Genomic DNA, 19,182 nt, shown 5'->3' with positions numbered 1-19,182 from the left:
CCGCTGCTCTCGTCCCCTATGAAGCTTCTGCGTACAGCAGGGCGCCGATCGTTTGTTCGTCCTCTGGGGGCCCGTATTGCCAGTACGGGTAATCGTCGTGGGGCCCTGCCAGGACGGCTTCGCCGGATAGCGCTCGTTTCAGGAGCCACTGCAGCCATTGGGCTCGTTCGAAGCGGTAGCGTTGCATTTGCCGGCCGATGGCTTCCAGGACCCCGAAGTACTCAGCGAGGGTCCGCAAGCTGGTCTCTTTAACGATGTGCCAACGTCCAGCAACGCGGCTGATCATGTTCCAGGCGGCCATCAGTTCCAGGGCGTGTGTCACTGCTTTGGGGGAGAGACCACTCGTCCGTGCGATGTCCGCGCTGATGAGCTCGCCGTCTGCGCGTTCGATGGCTTCGTAGACGAACGCGGAGACCACGCCCAGTTCACGGAATACCGGCCTGAGCGCGTGGATCTTTCCCGGGCGCCACGCTTTGGCTTCAGCCCGTGTCCGGTACTCATCCGGAATAACCAGTTCATAGAGATCTCCACGGAGCCCACGGCCTTCCTGCGCGAGCCGAATCATCGGGCGCTCCGTCCTGGACAATTCCCGAAGTTGGCGGGCCACGGTCGTTTCGTGCGTGCCGGTTGCGATGGCCAACGACCTGACCCCGAATTCTATGAACCGGCTGCCGCGCTTATGGGCAGCTTCGCCAATCGCCCGCAACAGCATCCGGTAGCCCAGACCCGACCTCGAGCCCGTGACGGATTCTTCGTAAGCACGTAGCGCGTTCCGCCAGGTCAACAGGTACTGGTACTCAGCGGCAGAACCGGGCTGGTGGAGCAGGGTAAGTACAGGGGGGTGTGTATTAGGCGGGCTTGTGTAGCTTTTATACCCACTGTCATTTCCCGTGCCGTTGGTGTTTGGTTTTTTGCGGAAGCTTTCAACGTGCTTGACCGCGCTGCGCCAGTCCCGCTGCAGTGCTTTGCGCCTGTTGCTGGGGGAGTAGCGGGAGTAAAACCCGACCATGCCGGCCCAGATGTTCTGGTTCATGCGCCGCTGTACATCGGTCAGGGACCAGCCGGCGGCGACGGCCGAGGCCATGACGCCCTGGCGTGCTTCCGAGGGAGTGCTGTAACGGGTGGTGTCGTAGTTCCCGCTGCGTGCGGTGTACTCCTTCAGGGCCGGAAGGGCACGGGGCCCGCCAGCCAGGGGCAGGGCTTCGGCCGGCTCCAGCAGCTCCAACGGCTGTGCACGCCGCTGCCGCACAGCGGCCAGTTCGTCGACAAGGCTTTCCCTTAGCTGGCTCCAGCCGGTCCAGGTGTTGCGGTTCCGGCGGGCAATGTCATAGGCGATGTTCAGGCTCATCGTGAGCCGCTGGTAGCCGCCCTTCTTCCAGACACTGCCGGGAACGCGGATGGCACCGGTCTTGGCGTTCTCGTGCGGGCCGGGGTCAATGCTGGAGAAGCGTTTCGCAGCAGCCTGAACGAATTCCTTAGCGTCGGTGAAGGCGACACCGAAATTCAGCGGGAGATAGAGGTGGCGCCCGCCGCTGGGGGACTGGTCCTCGATCCAACGGACATCGTTGCTGGAAAACCAGTGGCACAATGCTTTGTAGTCCGACTCAACTTTGTCCTGCCCGCCGCGGCTGGCGTCCAGGTCAAGGCAGATCGTCCGGACCAGCCCATCAGTGCCGCAGGTGCGAACAGCCGCAGGGAGCGAGGGCAGGGCATCCGTGAGATCGCGTTCACCGCTGTCCCGATAGGTTTTCCCACCATCCTTGGACAGACGGACTCGGGGTTGCGAAGCAAGCAGGCTGGCCAGGGCATGCCATTCAGCCTGCGCCTGCTCACGGGCGGCAAGGGGCGAAAGAGCTAGGTGTGTTTCCGACACGCCGTCTCCGGCGGTTTCGGATACATCACCCACCGAAAAAAGGTGTGCGTGTATGATGGAACCAACTCCATATGGAGGAGGGCATGAAAATACCCTGCATCTGTATGTTGCTCAATATCGAGGAATCTTGGCGGAAACGTTCGGTATTGAGTAGAAAACTTCAGATTGAAGGCTCGCTTAGGCGGGCCTTCAATGTTTAACTGGCCTTTTCGATGGGCAAAGCCTCCTGACCAGTAAGCGTTTCTATGTCTATGGAAGATAGCTTTTCTTTCACCACTTCAGCGATAAAAGAGCTGGCCGATGTCCCAAGATAGTCTGCAACGGCGAAGAGTTTTTCTGCCTCTGCAACGGGGATACGGGTAGTCAGAACGTGTCGGTCGCCCTTAGATGGGCGCCCACCTGATGCGCGTTTCTGAAATGCCATACTCAGCACTCTAGGTTTCTGAAATGCCATATCGTCGCAGATCAGTGGCGTGTCGCATATATTTCTCCTCGTTGTGCGCGTCATCGTCACAGTCCTCGTGCCACGGCTGTTGAAGCATTTAGCCAAGCACGCTGCCGGCAGCTTTCAGTACAGTGCGGCGGATTTCCCGGTCTTGAGCACCGAGGTGACAGTTCCCCTCGAAGTCTCGACCCGTTCCACGTTAGACATGTCTAGCGTAATGGTTAAAGCATAAAACGCAATCTACCGGTCAATACGGGACAATGGACGCATGGAAAGCACTGATCGACTCCCATACATTGGCGCTGCGGCAGCATACCGCGGCACCGTCATGTTCGATCTCGCCGAAGAGTTTGAGATAGGTTTTTTTCTCTCTTACTACAGGAATTTCTCCATTCCACACATTGCCCAAGTTCTTGCGGGTACAGGAGAGGTGCACGCACGGCCGTCGAAACGCTCGATGGACACTGCAATTATCATGTACGAGCTCATCGAGGATGGGTTCGATGGTGCAAGAGGCCGGGCAATGGTTGATCTGCTGAACAGAGTCCACAAGGGAGTCAAGGGGACAAACGAGGACTTCCTCTATGTGCTGACCACGCTCTTGGTAGTTCCAATCCGTTTCTGCGACGTGTATGGCCGACGAGGCACTACTCCCGACGAGCGCAAAGCCGCCACGGTGTTCTATGCGGAGCTGGCGAAACGAATGGGCATCAGCAATGCCTTCACCTCTTATGACGATGCTGCCGAATTTCTTGATGACTACGAGAGGCGCTTCTCTGCCCCTAGTTCAGAGGGTGCGGGATTGATGGCCTCGACGATGAGTTTGTTTCGGGAACGCCTTCCACGCCCAGCGGCCCCACTAGCTGCACCCGTTCTGTCGGTGTTGTTCAATGACCCTCAACTGAGCCGGTCACTCGGGCTTCCACTCCCGAACCGAGTGATGAGGGCAGGCGTGCATCTTGGCTTGCGGGTTCGAGCCGCTCAGCTTCGTCGACGTCGGCCGCGGACTCGGTCCCGGTTCAACCCCGGCCAAGCGGGTAGCGGCGTGTACCCGGGAGGCTACGAGCTTGATGAGCTAGGGCCGCGTAATCGTGTCAGCTGAAAGCAAGGACTTTCGACGCGCTAAACAGGCGGCTAAGAAGCAGCTGCAGCATTTGGCGCTGCCTCCTGAGCTGTCTTTAGAAATGCTTCAATCGAAAGTCGAGCGCGAGCGTGGTATCAGCATTACCGTAAGGCCGGCTGGCCCGGATGACGACCCTCTTGTCACCGGTAGCGTCCTTTTCACTTCGAACCACGCTGTTATTACATACCCCGCAGATGCCAGTCCCCACCGCCAAATTAAGGTTCTCTGCCACGAGTTCGCGCACCTCATATTTGGCCACGTGCAAACCGATCCGTTCACCAATATTCCGGACGATATGAGCGAGATGCTGCAGCTGCTGGATCCGGGAATGATAAGGGCGCAGCTACTTCGGCGCCGCTGTTTCGATAACCCCGCAGAGCTGGAGGCTGAGGTTTTGGCCGATATGCTCTCCGTTCGACTTACCTGGTCCTCTACGCGCAGGTCTCCGACACCTGATGCGTTCGGAAGAGTCTTCGGATGAACGACTGGATACCGGCAGCGGTACTTTGGGGCCTGACGCTCGTCCGGCTGCCAACTGTGCGCAATCGCGAGGCCCTCCCTGCGTTCTGGGGTTCTCTCTTCGCCTCGATAGCTTTCACTCTTTACGTCCCTTCGGTCTACCTGACGGTTGACTATGCATTGGGAGGTGGCAATATTGCCGGCCTTATCCTCTCGGAGTTTGTCATCGCGGCCCTGTGGCAAATTCAGCGTTCCTTGCAGTTGGCTACGATCGCCGGTACAGTACCGGCCGGCGACCGTCTATGGGCCCGCTGGTGGGCACTCTGTTCCCTAGTCATGCTCTTGACATATCCCTGGTGGAACGCCGCCGAATCCACCAGGTGGATGGTGAGTCTATACGGGGCCCATCCAGCCCTCCTTGTCTTCCAGACATTCGCCGTGGCTTTCATAATGACCGTGAGCGTCAGCGCGTTGAGGATCTGCTGGCCTCGAATGAATCAGATGAAAGGCCTGTTTCGCGCTGGATTCAGGATGGTTCTCGCTGGATTCGGCATCGCCCTCATGATCGCTGGCCTGCGCCTTTACGGGAACTTTCTTCCAGCAGGGTCAGGAGCCAAAGCAGCAGTTGAACAGTTCTTTGAATTGGCTCAACAAGTGATTGTCATCCTCGTGTCATTAGGGCTTTCGCTCCCAAGGCTCACCGCTGTGGCGCAGAAATTCGCCCTAACCGTGCGTGCAGCCCAGATGCTGCGTACCATCCAGCCGATCTGGCAAGGCGTAGCTTCGGCCGAAATGGATCTCGTTATTGATTCGAAGCCGTACTCCAAAGCTGAGTTCTTGAGCATCAATAGCGTCGCCCGTCTCCAGCGACGGGTGTCGGAAATTCGAGACGCTGAGATCAGGGCCCGAACGAGCGGATACACAATGGATCCACAAAGCGCTGGAATAGTTAGAGAGGTTGAGACACTCTTGTACAACTACCCAGACAGCCATACGAGCAGTGAGAAGCGGCGCGTTGAAACCTAGGAACAGCCCATACGCAGAACAACGTCGAGCAGAACTCGCCCGACGGTTGCGCGTATTGCTCGATGTGGTGGTGGCCGAAGGAGGCCGTCCTTATGAGTTCACCGAAATTCAGGCCGCGTTAGCAGAGAAAGGTGTGAAGCTGTCCCGCGCGCGCTGGTATTACATGCGTGACGGTGATGGGCCACTTGTCACGGATGAGAAGCTCCTGATGGCATTGGCCGAGTTCTTTGGTGTCCCCGGTGCATACTTGACCGATCCAGGATCAGAGATGCCGGATCGAGTGGAGGCCCAACTGGAACTTCTCAAAACAATGCGGAAGAACCAAGTAAAGTCCTTCGCACTTCGTGCCTTGGGTGAGGTCTACGACGCCGAAAGCGTCCGTTCTCTAGCCAAGCTCATAGATACAGCGCTGGACGAGGGTAAATAGCCCTGGTTCCCGAAGTAATAACTTAGTTGCATGTTACCCTTAGACATGTCTAAAGGCATGACTAAGGAGGACCGTCCGTGAATACGAAAGGTCTCACTATCGGGGCTATTGCGTCAGTGCCGGCGGTGTTCCTGGGCCTGGTCTTCTCTTTAGTGCTGTTGGGAGACTCGAAGTCGGCAGCTGCGGCTTGTGCTCCGGTTTCGGCCGCCAGCGACAGCGACATCCACGTTGATGGCTACTCCACCGACCAGGTGAAGAATGCTGCGGCCATCATCGTTGGTCAAACGTTGAACCTGCCGGTTAAAGGGCAAATGATCAGTGTGATGGCCGCGTTGGGAGAGTCGGGGCTGCGTGTCCTGGACTACGGCGACGGCCCCGGACCTGACTCCCGTGGATTGTTCCAGCAGCGCGACAACGGCGCGTGGGGCTCGTATGCGGACCGCATGGACCCGGTGACCAGCGCCACGAACTTCATCAAGGCGCTGCAGGCGGTTGACGGCTGGGAGCTGATGGAGCCGACCATCGCCGGCAACAAGGTGCAGCGCAACGCCGACCCGTACCACTACCAGAAGTACTGGCCCGAGGCCGTCACGCTGGGAGTCCTGTGGAAGAAGTCCAGCTTTCAAGGAAGGGTCCGCTTGTGAATTCGAACAAGGGCTGCATCGGTCTGGCTTTATTGACGCCGGCATTCCTGGCCGGGTTCTTAGTTGTTGTCTTGGACGGCGGAAATTCTCCCGCACAGGCTGCTGAGTCCTGCGTTGCTCCCGCAGGCGTTTCCGAGGATGGATCAGCTCAAGCAGGGAGCGTCCCTGGCTTTGACGACGAGCAGTTGAAGAACGCGGCCGCGATTATGAGGGCGGCAAAGTCACTGGATCTTCCGGCCTCGGCCCAGTTGTTGGGGGTTCAAGCCGCGATCGGTGAATCCACGCTGAGGGTGATTGACCATGGAGATGGGGCGGGGCCTGACTCTCGGGGCCTTTTCCAGCAGCGGGACAACGGCGCGTGGGGGTCCTACTCGGACCGTATGGATCCCATGATTTCCGCAACGAACTTCTTCAAGGCTTTGCAACGGGTGGAAGGTTGGGAAACTCTGGAGCCCAGCCGGGCGATCAACCGTGTGCAGCGCAACGCGGACCCGAATCACTACACGAAGTTCCGCACCCAGGCCACAGGTCTGGTGAAGGCTCTCGGCGGGGAAAACGCTGTCGGCATTGATCCCAGCGGCACATGCCCCGCGGCGGGAAATACCGTCGTCGGCGACCTGGAAGGCAAATGGGTCCACCCGCTTCCGGGCTCGACCTTGACGAGCGGATATGGCCCGCGTCCCACTCCGGCAGGGACCATCAATTTAGGCAATTTCCACTACGGTGTGGACCTCTCGACCCCAGGTAGTCCGGGCACGATCGTAGCCGTGACGGATATGAAGATCGTCAAGACCAGGGAAACGGACGGTGCGTACGGCACCGGTGTGACCGGGCAGACCACAGACGGGAAACTTACCATCAGTTTCTTCCATATGAAGGCGGGGTCGCTGCAGGTCAAGGAGGGGGACACCGTTGCTGCCGGCACGCCGCTGGGCACCGAGGGCGCGACAGGCAATGTCACTGGCCGGCACCTGCACATGGAGTTCTTCGCCGGGACACCGTCCAATCCCACGGCTTCGGTCAATCCCACCGTCGACCCGACCCCGATCCTGAAAGAGAAAGGCATTCTCTGATGCGCAAGCAACTGGCCATTACGGTAGCTTTGGCAGCAGCATTTTCCCTGGGCGCGTGCGCCGGGGGCTCCGAGAACGGGCCGGCGGCAGGATCCGTCCCTACCGTGCAGGTCGGGCAGGAGAGCCACAGCGCCGACGACGGCCATGATCACGGCGCGGACGAACACCATGGTGTCCCGGAAGTGACCTGGGATCCCGCGGCGGAGACGGCGGTCAAGGACACGGCAGGCAAGGTCATGGGCTTGTTCGCCCGGCCCGACGTTCCGGCAGCGGCCTGGTTCAACGAACTTGCCCCATACCTGGCACCGGACTACGCGGAGGATGCACGGTACATCGACCCGGCGCGGGTGCCGATCCGGGAAGTCACTGACGGTCCGGCCATCAGCAGGGAAGCCGGCAACCCGCGGACCGTCACTGCCTCGTTCTCCACGGATGCAGGCAGGTGGCAGATGCTCCTGCACCGGTCCGGACAGCAGCAGCCCTGGCTGGTGACAGCCATTACCCCGCAGGACCCGGCCCAGGCCACGGCCTCATGACACGACAGATCCCGGAACGAGCGAGAGGAACCATCCGATGAGCACGAACTGGCAGGGGAGCGAGCGGAAGAGCCGCGCGCCCATCACTCTGACCGATCCGCAGCCCGAAGAAACAACAGCCGGGTCCGCAGCGGTCATCCACGCGGTACCTGGCGCGCAGGCGACGGTTGAGCCACAGGGGCAGCCGGTGGCGGTCGCGGCCGCGGTGGACCACGGTGAAGCTCCGCTGGTCAGCGGCCGCCGCAGCGCAACTGTCCTGCGCAAGGAGAACGTTAATGATCAGTTGCCGCCGGCTACCGGCTGGCAGGCGTTCCTTCGGGCGGTGAGCTTGGGATTGATCAGTCCGAAGGTCGGCACGGCGGAGCTGGCCCGCAGGGCGGACCTGTCCGCGATCCAGCGTGTGTACTCGCGTCCGATGCAGATCATGGTCGCCCAGCCCCTCGGCGGCGTGGGCAAGACGATGTGCAGCATCGGCCTGGGTTCCACGTTCGGCATCCATTCCGGGCAGCAGACGCTGGTGTGGGACAACAACGAGATGATGGGCACCGCCGGGGTGCGGACCAACGCGAACGATTCCATCTCTACGGTGTGGGATCTGCTGAACGTCCTGGAATCCTTCGAGACGGTCACTGCCCGCAAGGGGGAGTTGTCCTATTACACCCGCCATCAGGGCAACAACCAGTTCTCCGTCCTGGTCGCGGACGAGGACGCGGACCGGATGAAGTCCATCGGTGCCGATGAGTTCAACCGCATCCACACGGTCGTGAGCCGCTTCTACGACACCATCATCGTGGACACCGGCAACAACACCCGCTCCGCGAGCTGGCTTGCCTCGATCGAGGTCACGGACCAGCTCGTGATCCCGACGACGTTGAAGCGCAACGCCGTCGTGTCCGCGCTCAGGATGATCGAACAGCTCGAATCCATGTCCGAGCGCACCGGCAACCCGCACTACAAGGACCTGGTGGCCAACGCTGTCGTCCTGGTCACCCAGGGCGGGGGAGCGAAAGTCTCCGCGGCCGAGCAGGCAGAACTTCGGCAGAACCTGGCCTCCGCGGTACGGGTCCTGATCGACATCCCCTACGACGCGGCACTGGACACCGGCTCAATCATCGACTGGCAGCTCGTCGCAGACCCGGCCCGCCGCGCCTTCGAACGGGCCTCGGCCGCAATCGCCGCCGGGCTCCTGGCCACCGACCTTAAACACGCCACTTCCGCCACGACGACCAACCGGTAAGGACCTCAGAACCATGTTCAGCACGATCACCAGCGAAATCATCATCCGTGCCGCGGTCCCTGCCGCCGAGAACCCGCTTAGGCCGCGCGCGATATTTAGCCGGGTTTTGGGGCATGCCGAATTTAGAATTGTGCTATGGAACAGATGAAGCGGCTGGCGGAAGCCTCGGCCGACAGGTACGAGCGTCTGCGGCCGCATCTGAATGAACGCGACCGGCGTCTGGTGCTGGGAGCCGAAGCCGCCCATCTTGGCCGAGGCGGAATCAAGGCCATCGCGGCTGCCACCGGAGTCCATCCCGATACCATCTCCCGCGGAGTGAGAGAGATTGACGAGGAACCGGAGCCGCAGGGGCGGATCCGGGCAGCCGGCGCGGGACGGAAGCCGGTGACCGACATCGATCCCGACATCGCCGCGGCCCTGAAGGCGCTGGTGGACCCGGGCACCCGCGGGGACCCGATGTCACCGCTGGTCTGGACCACGAAATCGACCCGCACCCTCGCGGCGGCGTTGACCGAAGACGGGCACCCGGTCTCGGACCGGACCGTGGCCGGGCTGCTCTCCGATGACGGCTACAGCCTGCAGTCCAATGCCAAGGTCACCGAGGGCAAGCAACACGAAGACCGTGACGCCCAGTTCACCTACCTCGCCGGGCAGGTCAACGACTACCTCGCCGCCGGCCAACCGGTCATTTCGGTTGACTGCAAAAAGAAGGAGCTGGTCGGCGACTTCAAGAACGCCGGGCGCCAATACCAGCCGGCCGGAACACCCGAGCGCGTCAACGTACACGACTTCCCGGACAAGGACCTGGGCAAGGCCATCCCGTACGGGATCTACGATGTCTCGGCCAACACCGGCTGGGTCTCGGTCGGCACCGACCACGACACCTCCGCATTCGCCGTGGCAACCCTGCGCAACTGGTGGCAAAACACCGGATCCGCACGCTACCCGGACGCGAAGAAACTGCTCATCTGCGCCGATAGCGGCGGCTCCAACGGCAACCGCATCAGGGCCTGGAAAATCGAACTCGCGAAACTGACCGCCGAAACCGGACTGGAAATCACCGTCTGCCACCTGCCCCCGGGCACCAGCAAATGGAACAAAATAGAACACCGGCTCTTCTCCCAGATCACCCGCAACTGGGCCGGCCGGCCGCTGCGCACCCACCAGATCATCGTCAATCTGATCGGCAACACCACCACTTCCACCGGGCTGACCGTCGAGTGTGTTCTGGACACCGGCGAGTATCCGACCGGCCTCAAATACGCCACCAAAGACATCGAGGCCCTGCCAATCGCCCGCCACGAATTCCATCCGGAATGGAACTACACGCTCCGACCACCCGACACGCCATAAAACCTAATTAAATTCTTCGCGACCCCTTAGCGGTGTCCAGCCCGACATCAGCGTCTTCGGCGTGAAGTTCCAAAGCGCCATTGAACTTGTCCTGGGCGGCATCTGGGCCCTTGCCATGATCCTCGTCGCGGCGGCGTTCCTATGGAACCTGGCCAAGTGGGGCTTCGCCCGCCAGCGCGGCCACTCCGACGACATCGAGGAAGGCGCAGCGGGCGCGAAGAAGAGCGGCATCGCCTTCGCGGCCGTAGCCGGCGCCAGCGTGATCCTTGGCGGCATCCTCGCACTGACCAGCGCCGCGGGGGCCTGGCCCATGCGCAAACACTGGAAAGCACTCACGGCCGTAGGGGTGATGATCCTGATCGTCGCCGTTGCCGTTATCCTCATCAACCGCCCCGCACCGGCCACGGAACAGGACCCCGGTCCGCTCCAGGCCTCCGGGAAGTTCGGGTTCCCCGTCTCCGACATCAACATCGGGGAAGGCGGAACCACGAAAGCAAGTGACGATAAAACCATCACCGGCTACAACGGCACCTGCGACTCCGCAGCCCAGGCCGCAGCCAACTACACACACCTCATCAAGGATCTGAACCTCGGCACGTGGGCGCAGCAGAAAAAGGTCCTCACCGAGGTGTCGATGCCCGGACCGTGGTTCGAAGAAGTAACCTCCGCGGGGGAACTGTTGGCTGACGCTGAAAGTCTGCCAGCGGGTGCGTTCGATGGCGGGTGGTACACCCGCTCTGATGTGGCTGCCGGCGGCATGTACCGGATTGCCAGCTGTGAAGAAGAGCAGGGCGCAGTCGTCCAGGTCTTCACCGGTGGCGTTGGTGCCAGAGTGAACGAGGCCCCCAACGCCTTCTTCCAGACCGTCACCTTTGAACTGGCCTGGGACGGTGACTGGAAAATCACCGACGCCGCAATCGTCCCCGTCAACCAGGACTTCGGCGGCCGCGTCAAGGACGGCGGTCCCATGAGCGTCGGCACCAACATGGATGGGGAAACGGCCCCGGTCCTGCGAAACGAGCTGGTCAGCGCCTTCTTCAAGGACAAGAGCAGGGACGGATGGATCGAGTATGCAAACGCTCAGCGCTAACAGGACGATCCGCCTGGCCGCAGCCTTGCTCGTGATGTTCCTTGGCCTCGGCGTGGTGTTCGCCGGCCCCGCCCATGCAGCGGACGAGGTAACCACAACAGAAAAACTGAACGCCGACCAGCTCAAACGCCTCGCCGGGCTGCCCGAGGCCCAGCGGAACGAGATCCGGGACCGGCTCAACCACGAGCTGGGCAAAGAAAGCTGCGCCGACTTTGCCTTCTTCACGTCCATGGGCGGCAACGATTGTGAGAACGTCGCAGCCAAGGCATTTGGGACTTTCCTGACGACACCCGAAAAGTCCCTGGACTACGACGGTACGAACACGGGCCCGTTCTGCGCCGGCCTGTCCGACGTGGGCGCACCTATGAAAGCCACCGCCTGGTGCGTGCAGGGAGCGGCGTGGCAAGAATTTTCTCCGCTGGCCGGGGTGGCTCTTCGTGCGACCCTCTCGGTGATACCCGGCGGGCAGGTGGTGTTGGGCACGGTGGATACCGTGGCGTTCATCGCGGACGCGAAGGACGGGTTTGAGCGGTTCGCCAACACCGTTAAGGAAGAGGGGGTGACGGCCACCAACGAAGTGCTGAACAACCTGTTGAAGGTCGCCGCGTTCGAGATTGACGACTCGTTCCGCAACACCTGGGCGGCGTTTTCCGGGATCGGGATCCTGGTCATGGGGCTGATGTATTTCAAGCTCTGGAAAGACGTCTCGAACGAGGAGATCGACATGGACTCCGCCCGGCAGTCCCTGCTGTGGTACGGGCCGCTGTCGATGATCCTGGTGCTCTTCGGACCGGCCCTGGGCTATGTGGTCAACGGGTGGATGACAGGGATCACCGAGTCCGTGACGTTCTGGACGTCCAGCCGGGTAACGGATTTCGGGGTCGCTATTTCCCGGTTCGCCTCGTATGAATCCAGCGGCGCGTTCGGCCCGCTGGCGGCTGTCGTCCTGTTCGGCCTGTTGTTCGTCTCGGCGTGGGCGATGCTGGGGTTGCTGGCGGTGCAGCCGCTGGCCCTGTACCTGCTGGGACTAGGCCTGGCGCTGATGATCGGTTTCATGATCCATGCGAAGTACCGGGAACGGGTGGGCAAAGTGGGGGTCCTTTGGCTCGGTATTTCCCTGTCCAAGCCGCTGCTGCTGCTGATCATGGGCGCAGTCTTCAGCTACATTGCGTCCCGCCCGGCGTTCAGCGACGAGGGTGTTGACGACGGCATGGTGAACGCCACGTCGGTGTTCCTGGCCGCCGCCGCGATGATGGTTCTGGCCTTTGCGCTGCCGCTGCTCTTCAAGTACATCCCGATCCTGCCCTCGTCCTCCACCGGTATGGGCTCGGACCGGCAATCCGTTGCCGGGGCCGCCATGGTCGCCGGGGCCGGCGCGGGAATATCTTCCGCCATCAGGGCGCGCAGGACCTCGCAGGTCCAGTCCGGCAACTCCGGGGGCGGCGGCAACCGTCAGCGCGGCGGCAAAGCCGGCACGCAGGGAAAACCCGAGGCCGAACAGGAAACCCCCGGGCTCGGGAATCCGGGCCGGCGAAGCACAGCCTCGACGTCCGGCGGGCAGGGATCCCCGCCCGGGCAGGGACAGGACCCGCAGGAGACGCAGACCATCGGCGACTTGCAGAAGGCCGGCCGCTCCGGGACCGCCGGCGGAAAAGCGGGCCAGGCCATCCAGGCCGGCGCCGCATCGGTGGGCCGGGGTTCGGTGAAGGTCGCGGCCGGCGGCGCTACGGCGTTCCTGCTGGCGGGCCGGGAAGCCGCCCGCCAGGCGGCGTTGCGGGGCCGCCAGTCCGCGCGATCGATGGCACCGGATACCGATCACATCAGCGGCCGGTAAGGCCAAGTACAGGCAGGGAGAGCAGGTAGTCATGGGAAGAATGGTTGTTGTCGGCGGCGAGGTTCAGGGCCGTGGCCTGTTCGGGGGAAACCGCACGGCTCCGGAGTGGATCGGCCTGTCGGCGGCCGTCGGCGCGGCGCTGCTGGTCGTCATGGCCGGCGGCAGCGGGATTATCAGCCTGATCATCGCCGCCGTGCTGGTCCTGACCGGGATCATTCTGACGACCCCGAACAAGTTCTCCGGCCACCGCTCCCTTGGCGCCCTCTTCGTGGAGTCCCGGCACAAGAAAGCCCGGCGCCGGAACACGTCCCTGGTGTACGTCCCGATCAAAGACCGCCCGCACACGCGGATGGTCAAGGCCGGCCGGAAGGACAGGGCCCGCGCCGATGCGAAGGGCCTGATCGAGGTTCCCGTCCGCCACACGGGTAACGCGCCGCTGATGGTGGGCACGGTCCGCCACTTCACCGTGGACACCCCGGACGGGCCGCTGGTCATCTTCCGCCACCAGGGCAAGGTCGCCAAGCCCTACTACACGGCCACCATGGAAATCATGGGCTCGTCCTCGGCGATCCGGGAGGAGTACCGCAAGGAATCCGGGCACGTGGCCCGCGGCCAGTACCTGGCCCGGCTGGCCCGCCGCCAGTCGCTGGTGACCCACGTACAGTCCCTGGCCCGGGCCGTGCCGATGGACTCGGCCGACCACCTGCTCTGGGTCAAAAGGCGGGTGGCCAAGGACGTCCCTGCGATCCTGCTGGAATCCTACGGCGCGCTCTGCGAAACCGTGCGCTCACGCTCCGAGCAGCACCGGACCTACGAGACCTTCCGGATCCCGAACTCTCCGGCGCTCTTCCGCCGTGCGGACGCCCTCGGCGGCGGAGACGAAGGGATCGGCCAGGCGGTCTACCAGGAAATCCGCTCGGCGATGTCCCAGGCCACGATGATGGGCTCGATCATCGACTTTAGGCCGCTGGGACCTGCGGCGATGGCCGCCCTGCTGCGCCATCTGCAGGACCCCGACTTCGACATCGACGACCACGACGGCGCCGATCTGATGGACTGCTGGCAGCACCTGGACGGCGACGCCTCGCCGCTGTCGCTGGTCATCAACCGGCACTGGCACATCCGCACCGGGTACGTGCCGGCCTCGGCCTTCAGCCCCCAGGCCATCCCGGTGGAAGCCCTGGAAGCGGTGATCAGCGGCATCCAGCCGGCCGTGGTGCACTCGGTGTCCATGGTCATGGAACTTCAGGACGCGCGCAGCGCCCGGGCCAAGGCCCGCAGCCACGCGGCCATGGACCGGGCCAAAGAGAAACAGGTCGCCAAATCCGGCGTCGTCACGGACGGTTCCGAAGAAGTGCTGCTGGCAGCTTCCCACCAGCGCCTCCTGGACCTCAAACCCGGCTCCGGGCACCACGGGGCGGCCTACGCCCTGTATATCTCGTTCGCGGTGGAGAACGCGGACGAGATCCTGTCCACCACCGACATTGTCGAGGCCGCAGCCGCCGACGCCGGCATCGAGTTCATCGACTGGATGGATAACCGCAACGACCTTGCCCTGATCACCACCATGCCGTTCACAAGGGGAATCCGATGACCACCACGAACGACACCAAACGCTTCAGCCTCCCAGATGCCCTGGCCAATGCATTCCGGCGGACGACCAGGGCAAAAGCCCGCACTGAGCGGCTGACCCTGGACGCCGCGTCCGCCGCTTCCGCGGCCGACGGGCAGGGCCGTGCACGGCCGGTGTCGAAGTCCGCCGTGAAGAAGGCGGAGAAGAAAGACGCCAAGCGGCGCGAGTCCGCGGAGGCCACAGCGAATGCCTCCGCCCGCTGGCACCATGAACGGAAATGGGGGTTCGCGTCCCGGCTGGGCTTCTATGACCCGGCCGCGCCGGGGGTGGAATCCTCCACCCGGCAGATGGAATTCTCGCACATGGCCATTGCGTCCCCGCCGACCTCGCACCGCGGCCTGGTGTTCGGCGTCGACGCCGGCTCCGGCTGGATGATCGTCCACGACCCGTTCACCGCCTACGGGGAGACCATCGAGTCCCCGAACGTCTGCTACATCGGCGACCTCGGGCAAGGGAAATCCTCGGCCATGAAAACCTGGGGCGTGCTGCGCCAGCTGATCCTGGGCCGCCGCGTGGTCGTGATCGATAAGAAGTTCCAGAAAGACCTCGGCGCCGGAGAGTACACGCCGCTGGCCAAGAGCTTGGACGTCGCCCCCGTACGGTTCCGCATCGGCGGCGGCGGGTCCCGGATCAACATCCTGGATCCGCGCATTGCCGCCCGCGTGAACGAAGAACCGGGCGGAGGCGACCTCTCGACCCCGGCGGGCCAGTCCATGCTGCTGCGCGCGGTGATGGAAGAAGCGCTGGCCCGGCCCATGAGCCCCAAAGAGGGCAAGGCCGTGCGCATGGCCCACCGGCAGGCACTGCGGCAAGCGGAAGCGGCAGCCGAAACCGCGCACATCGGGCACGTCCTGCACGCCCTGTACGCCCCGGATGCGATTACTGCGGAGGCCGTGGGCCTGACTGTGGAGGAACTGCGCGGCTGGGGCCAGGACCCGGCCTTTGAGCTCGAACGCATGATCGAAGACGACCTGGCCGGCCTGATCGACGGCCCCACCAGCCAGGACATCGCGCTCAACGCCGGCCTGACGGTTTTCGACGTCTCGGCCCTGCCCGAAGACGGCCCGGCACTGCCGATCGTCATGACGATCATCAACACCTGGCTGGCCAACACCCTGTACGGCCAGCAGACACCGGTCCCGACCATCCTGCTGATCGAGGAAGCCTGGCACACCGTCCAGGGCTCGGTCGCCACCGTGACCCGGCGCAACACCAAACTCTCCCGCGCCCTGTCCCTGTCGTGCCAGTTCGCGTTCCATCACATCTCCGACATCCCCGAGACCAGCCCGGCCATTTCCATGCTGAAGGAATGCGGCACGGTCCTGCTGTACAAGCAGCAAAAATCCGCCGACGCGCTGGCCTGCGAGGACATGTTCAACCTGCCCCCGGGATCCGCCGGCGTCATATCGCAGCTGGTCAAGGGAACCTGCCTGTTCAAGATCGGCAGCCACGACCCCTTCGAAGCCATCCACGTGCGCAGCCCCCTGGAAACCGAACTGACCGACACGGACGGCGCCATGAAGTCCACCAGCACCATCGCCTTCACCGACGACACACCCGCCACGGAGGTTGCACCGGCATGAGCCAGCCCACGTCCACGGACACGCTCCTGAAACTGATCCTCGCCGCCACCGTCGCCGGCCTGCTGGCCCTGGCCTGGGTCTCGGCGTTCCTGGGCGAACTCCTGACACCCACCGGCATGCCCTGGACCAACCTGCCTCAGCTCATCACACGCTTCAAGGAAGGCAGCTTCCAATGGCCGGCCGCCGCAACCTGGATTCTCATTGTCCTGGCGGTTGCCGCATTCCTCGGGGCGGCGTTCCTGGCCTCCCGCGGGGGAGGCCGCGGCAGCGCGTCCCAGCGCGCCCTGGCCGGCCGGCTGGCCACCGGTGCCCGGCTCTCCTCCCTGACCGAAAAGCACCGGGCACGCGAATCCAGGCAACTGCATCCGGACGCCGAAAACCTGCCACCCGGCCAGAAACTGGGGTACACGCTGGCCGGGAAACGGCAGATGCTGTTCAGCGGCTACCGGCAAACCGGGCTCAGCATCATCCCGCCTGGCGGCGGCAAGACCTCCGCCTGCGTCATCCCCAGAATGGCCGGCGCTCCCGGTGCCGCGCTGATGACCTCCAACAAGATCGACGGCGTACCCGAAGTGATAGCAGCCCGGCACAACTTGGGCCGCATCTGGATCTTTGACCCCAACCGCATCTACCGGACAGCGGACCGCCCTGACTTCATCTTCAACCCCCTGTCACTGGTGGAAGACACAGTGACCGCCATGGAACTGGCCTCGGTCATCATCACCGCAGCGAAGAAAAACAACCCACGCGACGGGGACGGCAAAGATGACGCCCACTTCGGCCCGGCCGGCGAAACATGCCTTGCCTGGGCTCTGCTGGCGGCAGCCATCGAGAAGAAGCCTCTTTCAGTCGTGCATGAATGGATGGCCCGGGGGGATCTGGTCCGGATCAGGGACATCCTGGAAGACGCCGGGTACGACTCTGCCGCAGCAGACATGTTCGGGTTCAGTAAATGGCCTGACCGCACCAGGGGCTCGCTGATCGCCACCACGCAACGGATGTGCCGGGACCTCTCCCAGAGCACCTTCCGCGACTGGACAACACCGGCACCCGGCATTGACGAATTCGACCCCACGAAGTTCCTGGGCAGCAAGGACACCCTGATCCTGCTCTCCGAACGTCGCCCCGGCGGAACCGGGGCAGTGATCACCGCCATCGTTAAATCCATCACCACGGCGGCCAGGAACCAGGCCCCCGGCGCTGCCCGCCTGCTGGTCCCGCTGGTCGCGGAACTGGACGAAGTTGCCAATATCGTCCCGTGGCCTTCGCTGCCGGAGGACTTTAGCTACTTCGGTTCCCTGGGCCTGTGCTTCACCGTCTACCTCCAGGCGTACGCCCAAGGCGTGGGGGAGTGGGGCGAGAACGGTATGCGCACTCTCTGGCAGACCGCCGGGTTCCGGCTCGTGGGCGCGAACGAGGAAACGGCATTCACCCGCGGGCTCTCCGAAACCATCGGAACCTGGGAGAAGGAGATGGGGAAGGACCGGCCCACCAAGACCCTGCCGAAGGCGGGACCGGAGGATTTCGCGAACCTGCCGGGCTTCACGGCGTTCCTGTTCAGCGCCAGCGCTCCGGCCGCTCTCATCAGCCTGTTCCCCTGGTTCAAGGACAAGCAACTCGCGGCCACCATCAAGGAAGGGCTGCCTGCGGCCGGGGAACCCGCGCAAGCCAAACCGGCTTCCCCTGGTCCTGTACAAACCCTTGACCGGGAGGAAGCAACGCCGTGACCGTCGAGCCGGAGACTGCAGGCGATGAGCCGACAGAGGAAGAACTGGTCCAGCAGTTCGTGATGTGGGTCGAGCTCATGATCCACGACACGGAGTCTGTCCCCGATACGAAGAACGAGCGGTACTGGTGCCCGCAATGGTGGGCCCACCCCGAAGCGGTCAGCCGCCTCAGCGCCCTGCACTCCGCTTACGCACAGGCCGTCAACGACGACACCGTGTCCGCCTGGTGGGTGCAGCACTGGGACAGCCACACCCGCATCCTCTTCTCCCAGCACGGCCCGTTCGAGAACTGCCAGACCCGCCACACCTTCCACGACCGGGCAGACTCCTACACACCACGGCTGCTGACAGAACCTCCGCCGGCCGGCTGGACTCCTTGAGAAAGAACTGCACGCCGGAACGCGCGCAGATCCATCAGCCGGCCTCCTGCCGAGCCCCCGCGATCGCTGCGGCAGTCGTTACTGGCACCTCTGCGTATCACGTTCGGGCGTATTCATCGACTGGCGCCTGTGTAGGTCTGTCTGATCCGCTGCTGCTAGTGACCCTCTGGGAGAAGAGGGGCAGGTGGCCGTTCGCCGGAGGACTCTGAGTAGTGTTCTGTGCGGCGATACTGCTGGGGCTTTGGCTTTCCGTCGCCGGTTACGGTTGGCGTTTCAGGCTGGCGTATCTGGCCCAGTTTTCTCCGGCTGAATCGGCGTGTTTGAAGGCCACTTGGTAGCTGTAGCCGAGTGCGTCCGCGACTAGTGGCGGCGGCATCTGGGTGACGAGGTCGTCGAGCGAACGGTTGCGGGCTCCTGTGAGCTGGATACCGAGCGAGCCGAGCCGGTGCGTGATGGTGTTCGGGTGCAGGTGGTGGCCGGCGTGGGTGCCGGGGAAGAGCCATGGGCTCTCGCTGACGCCGGTGCGGAGGTTGGGCCGGGTCTTGATGTGGTCCAGAAGCAGTTTGGCGAACGGCGCCGGGACGGGAACGGGACGGCCCCCGAAGTTTATAGCGGCCTGGCCTGTCGCCGGGTCGATGGCGATCGCGTCGGTGCGGAGCGCTGCGACCCGTACGAGGGGCTGGGCGTAGAGCAGGAGCAGGATCCCTGCGACCCGGTAGGGAAGGGATTCGCTGCTGCC

The 19,182-nt window shown here is 63.3% G+C and carries 17 protein-coding genes and 1 pseudogene; 15 read left to right on the top strand and 3 right to left on the bottom strand.

The features are described 5' to 3' along the window. Positions 1-16: 16 nt before the first annotated feature. Entirely contained in the window at positions 17-1,906 is a 1,890-nt protein-coding gene (locus HGO92_RS19705; RefSeq protein ID WP_169997892.1) for a MarR family transcriptional regulator, read from the bottom strand. A 163-nt stretch (positions 1,907-2,069) separates the two neighbouring features. Next, the gene (locus tag HGO92_RS19700) at positions 2,070-2,297 is read right to left on the bottom strand and encodes a hypothetical protein (RefSeq protein WP_152343115.1); all 228 of its coding nucleotides are present in this window, start codon (positions 2,295-2,297) and stop codon (positions 2,070-2,072) included. A 289-nt stretch (positions 2,298-2,586) separates the two neighbouring features. Here HGO92_RS19700 and HGO92_RS19695 point away from each other — a divergent pair, with 289 nt between their 5' ends. The 15 genes from HGO92_RS19695 (at position 2,587) to HGO92_RS19620 (ending at position 18,443) form a co-directional block, all read left to right on the top strand. After that, on the top strand, positions 2,587-3,420 hold the full coding sequence (locus tag HGO92_RS19695; protein ID WP_169997890.1) for an oxygenase MpaB family protein: 834 nt from the start codon (positions 2,587-2,589) through the stop codon (positions 3,418-3,420). Then, on the top strand, positions 3,410-3,922 hold the full coding sequence (locus HGO92_RS19690; protein WP_169997888.1) for an ImmA/IrrE family metallo-endopeptidase: 513 nt from the start codon (positions 3,410-3,412) through the stop codon (positions 3,920-3,922). Before HGO92_RS19695 ends, HGO92_RS19690 begins: the two co-directional genes overlap by 11 nt. Next, entirely contained in the window at positions 3,919-4,926 is a 1,008-nt protein-coding gene (locus tag HGO92_RS19685; RefSeq protein ID WP_169997886.1) for a hypothetical protein, read from the top strand. The genes HGO92_RS19690 and HGO92_RS19685 overlap by 4 nt, the downstream gene beginning before the upstream one ends. Before the next feature lie 64 nt (positions 4,927-4,990). Continuing rightward, the gene (locus HGO92_RS19680) at positions 4,991-5,353 is read left to right on the top strand and encodes a hypothetical protein (RefSeq protein WP_264669864.1); all 363 of its coding nucleotides are present in this window, start codon (positions 4,991-4,993) and stop codon (positions 5,351-5,353) included. Between the two features lie 77 nt (positions 5,354-5,430). Continuing rightward, a complete protein-coding gene (locus HGO92_RS19675; protein ID WP_169997882.1) occupies positions 5,431-5,997 on the top strand; it encodes a hypothetical protein in 567 nt (188 codons plus the stop codon). Then, entirely contained in the window at positions 5,994-7,070 is a 1,077-nt protein-coding gene (locus HGO92_RS19670; RefSeq protein WP_169997880.1) for a M23 family metallopeptidase, read from the top strand. Before HGO92_RS19675 ends, HGO92_RS19670 begins: the two co-directional genes overlap by 4 nt. Next, positions 7,070-7,606: a hypothetical protein gene (locus HGO92_RS19665; protein WP_169997878.1), complete on the top strand. Its 537-nt coding sequence runs from the start codon at positions 7,070-7,072 to the stop codon at positions 7,604-7,606. Before HGO92_RS19670 ends, HGO92_RS19665 begins: the two co-directional genes overlap by 1 nt. 37 nt (positions 7,607-7,643) lie before the next feature. Continuing rightward, positions 7,644-8,843 (top strand): MinD/ParA family ATP-binding protein, encoded by a 1,200-nt coding sequence (locus tag HGO92_RS19660; protein ID WP_169997876.1) that lies wholly within the window; start codon positions 7,644-7,646, stop codon positions 8,841-8,843. A gap of 144 nt (positions 8,844-8,987) precedes the next feature. After that, on the top strand, positions 8,988-10,196 hold the full coding sequence (locus tag HGO92_RS19655) for an ISAzo13 family transposase (RefSeq protein WP_169997973.1): 1,209 nt from the start codon (positions 8,988-8,990) through the stop codon (positions 10,194-10,196). Positions 10,197-10,257: 61 nt separating this feature from the next. Next, positions 10,258-11,286, top strand: coding sequence for a hypothetical protein (locus tag HGO92_RS19645; RefSeq protein WP_240974799.1), 1,029 nt, complete (start codon positions 10,258-10,260; stop codon positions 11,284-11,286). Then, positions 11,267-13,120 (top strand): hypothetical protein, encoded by a 1,854-nt coding sequence (locus HGO92_RS19640; protein WP_240974798.1) that lies wholly within the window; start codon positions 11,267-11,269, stop codon positions 13,118-13,120. The genes HGO92_RS19645 and HGO92_RS19640 overlap by 20 nt, the downstream gene beginning before the upstream one ends. 31 nt (positions 13,121-13,151) lie before the next feature. Next, positions 13,152-14,714, top strand: a complete 1,563-nt coding sequence (locus HGO92_RS19635; protein ID WP_169997874.1) for a hypothetical protein — start codon at positions 13,152-13,154, stop codon at positions 14,712-14,714. Next, positions 14,711-16,336: a putative type IV secretion/conjugal transfer ATPase gene (locus HGO92_RS19630; protein WP_169997872.1), complete on the top strand. Its 1,626-nt coding sequence runs from the start codon at positions 14,711-14,713 to the stop codon at positions 16,334-16,336. Before HGO92_RS19635 ends, HGO92_RS19630 begins: the two co-directional genes overlap by 4 nt. Further along, on the top strand, positions 16,333-18,063 hold the full coding sequence (locus HGO92_RS19625; protein WP_169997870.1) for a type IV secretory system conjugative DNA transfer family protein: 1,731 nt from the start codon (positions 16,333-16,335) through the stop codon (positions 18,061-18,063). The genes HGO92_RS19630 and HGO92_RS19625 overlap by 4 nt, the downstream gene beginning before the upstream one ends. Next, on the top strand, positions 18,060-18,443 hold the full coding sequence (locus tag HGO92_RS19620; RefSeq protein WP_169997868.1) for a DUF4913 domain-containing protein: 384 nt from the start codon (positions 18,060-18,062) through the stop codon (positions 18,441-18,443). Before HGO92_RS19625 ends, HGO92_RS19620 begins: the two co-directional genes overlap by 4 nt. A 259-nt stretch (positions 18,444-18,702) precedes the next feature. On the opposite strand, the pseudogene HGO92_RS19615 reads toward HGO92_RS19620, so the two are convergent. Continuing rightward, positions 18,703-19,182 (bottom strand): annotated as a pseudogene (locus HGO92_RS19615) (recombinase XerD); the annotation flags it as partial.

This window comes from Crystallibacter degradans (assembly GCF_012952295.1).
Lineage (GTDB): Bacteria > Actinomycetota > Actinomycetes > Actinomycetales > Micrococcaceae > Crystallibacter > Crystallibacter degradans.
The sequence above is the reverse complement of the archived record's forward strand: the minus strand, read 5'-3'. Positions and strand labels throughout refer to the sequence as shown.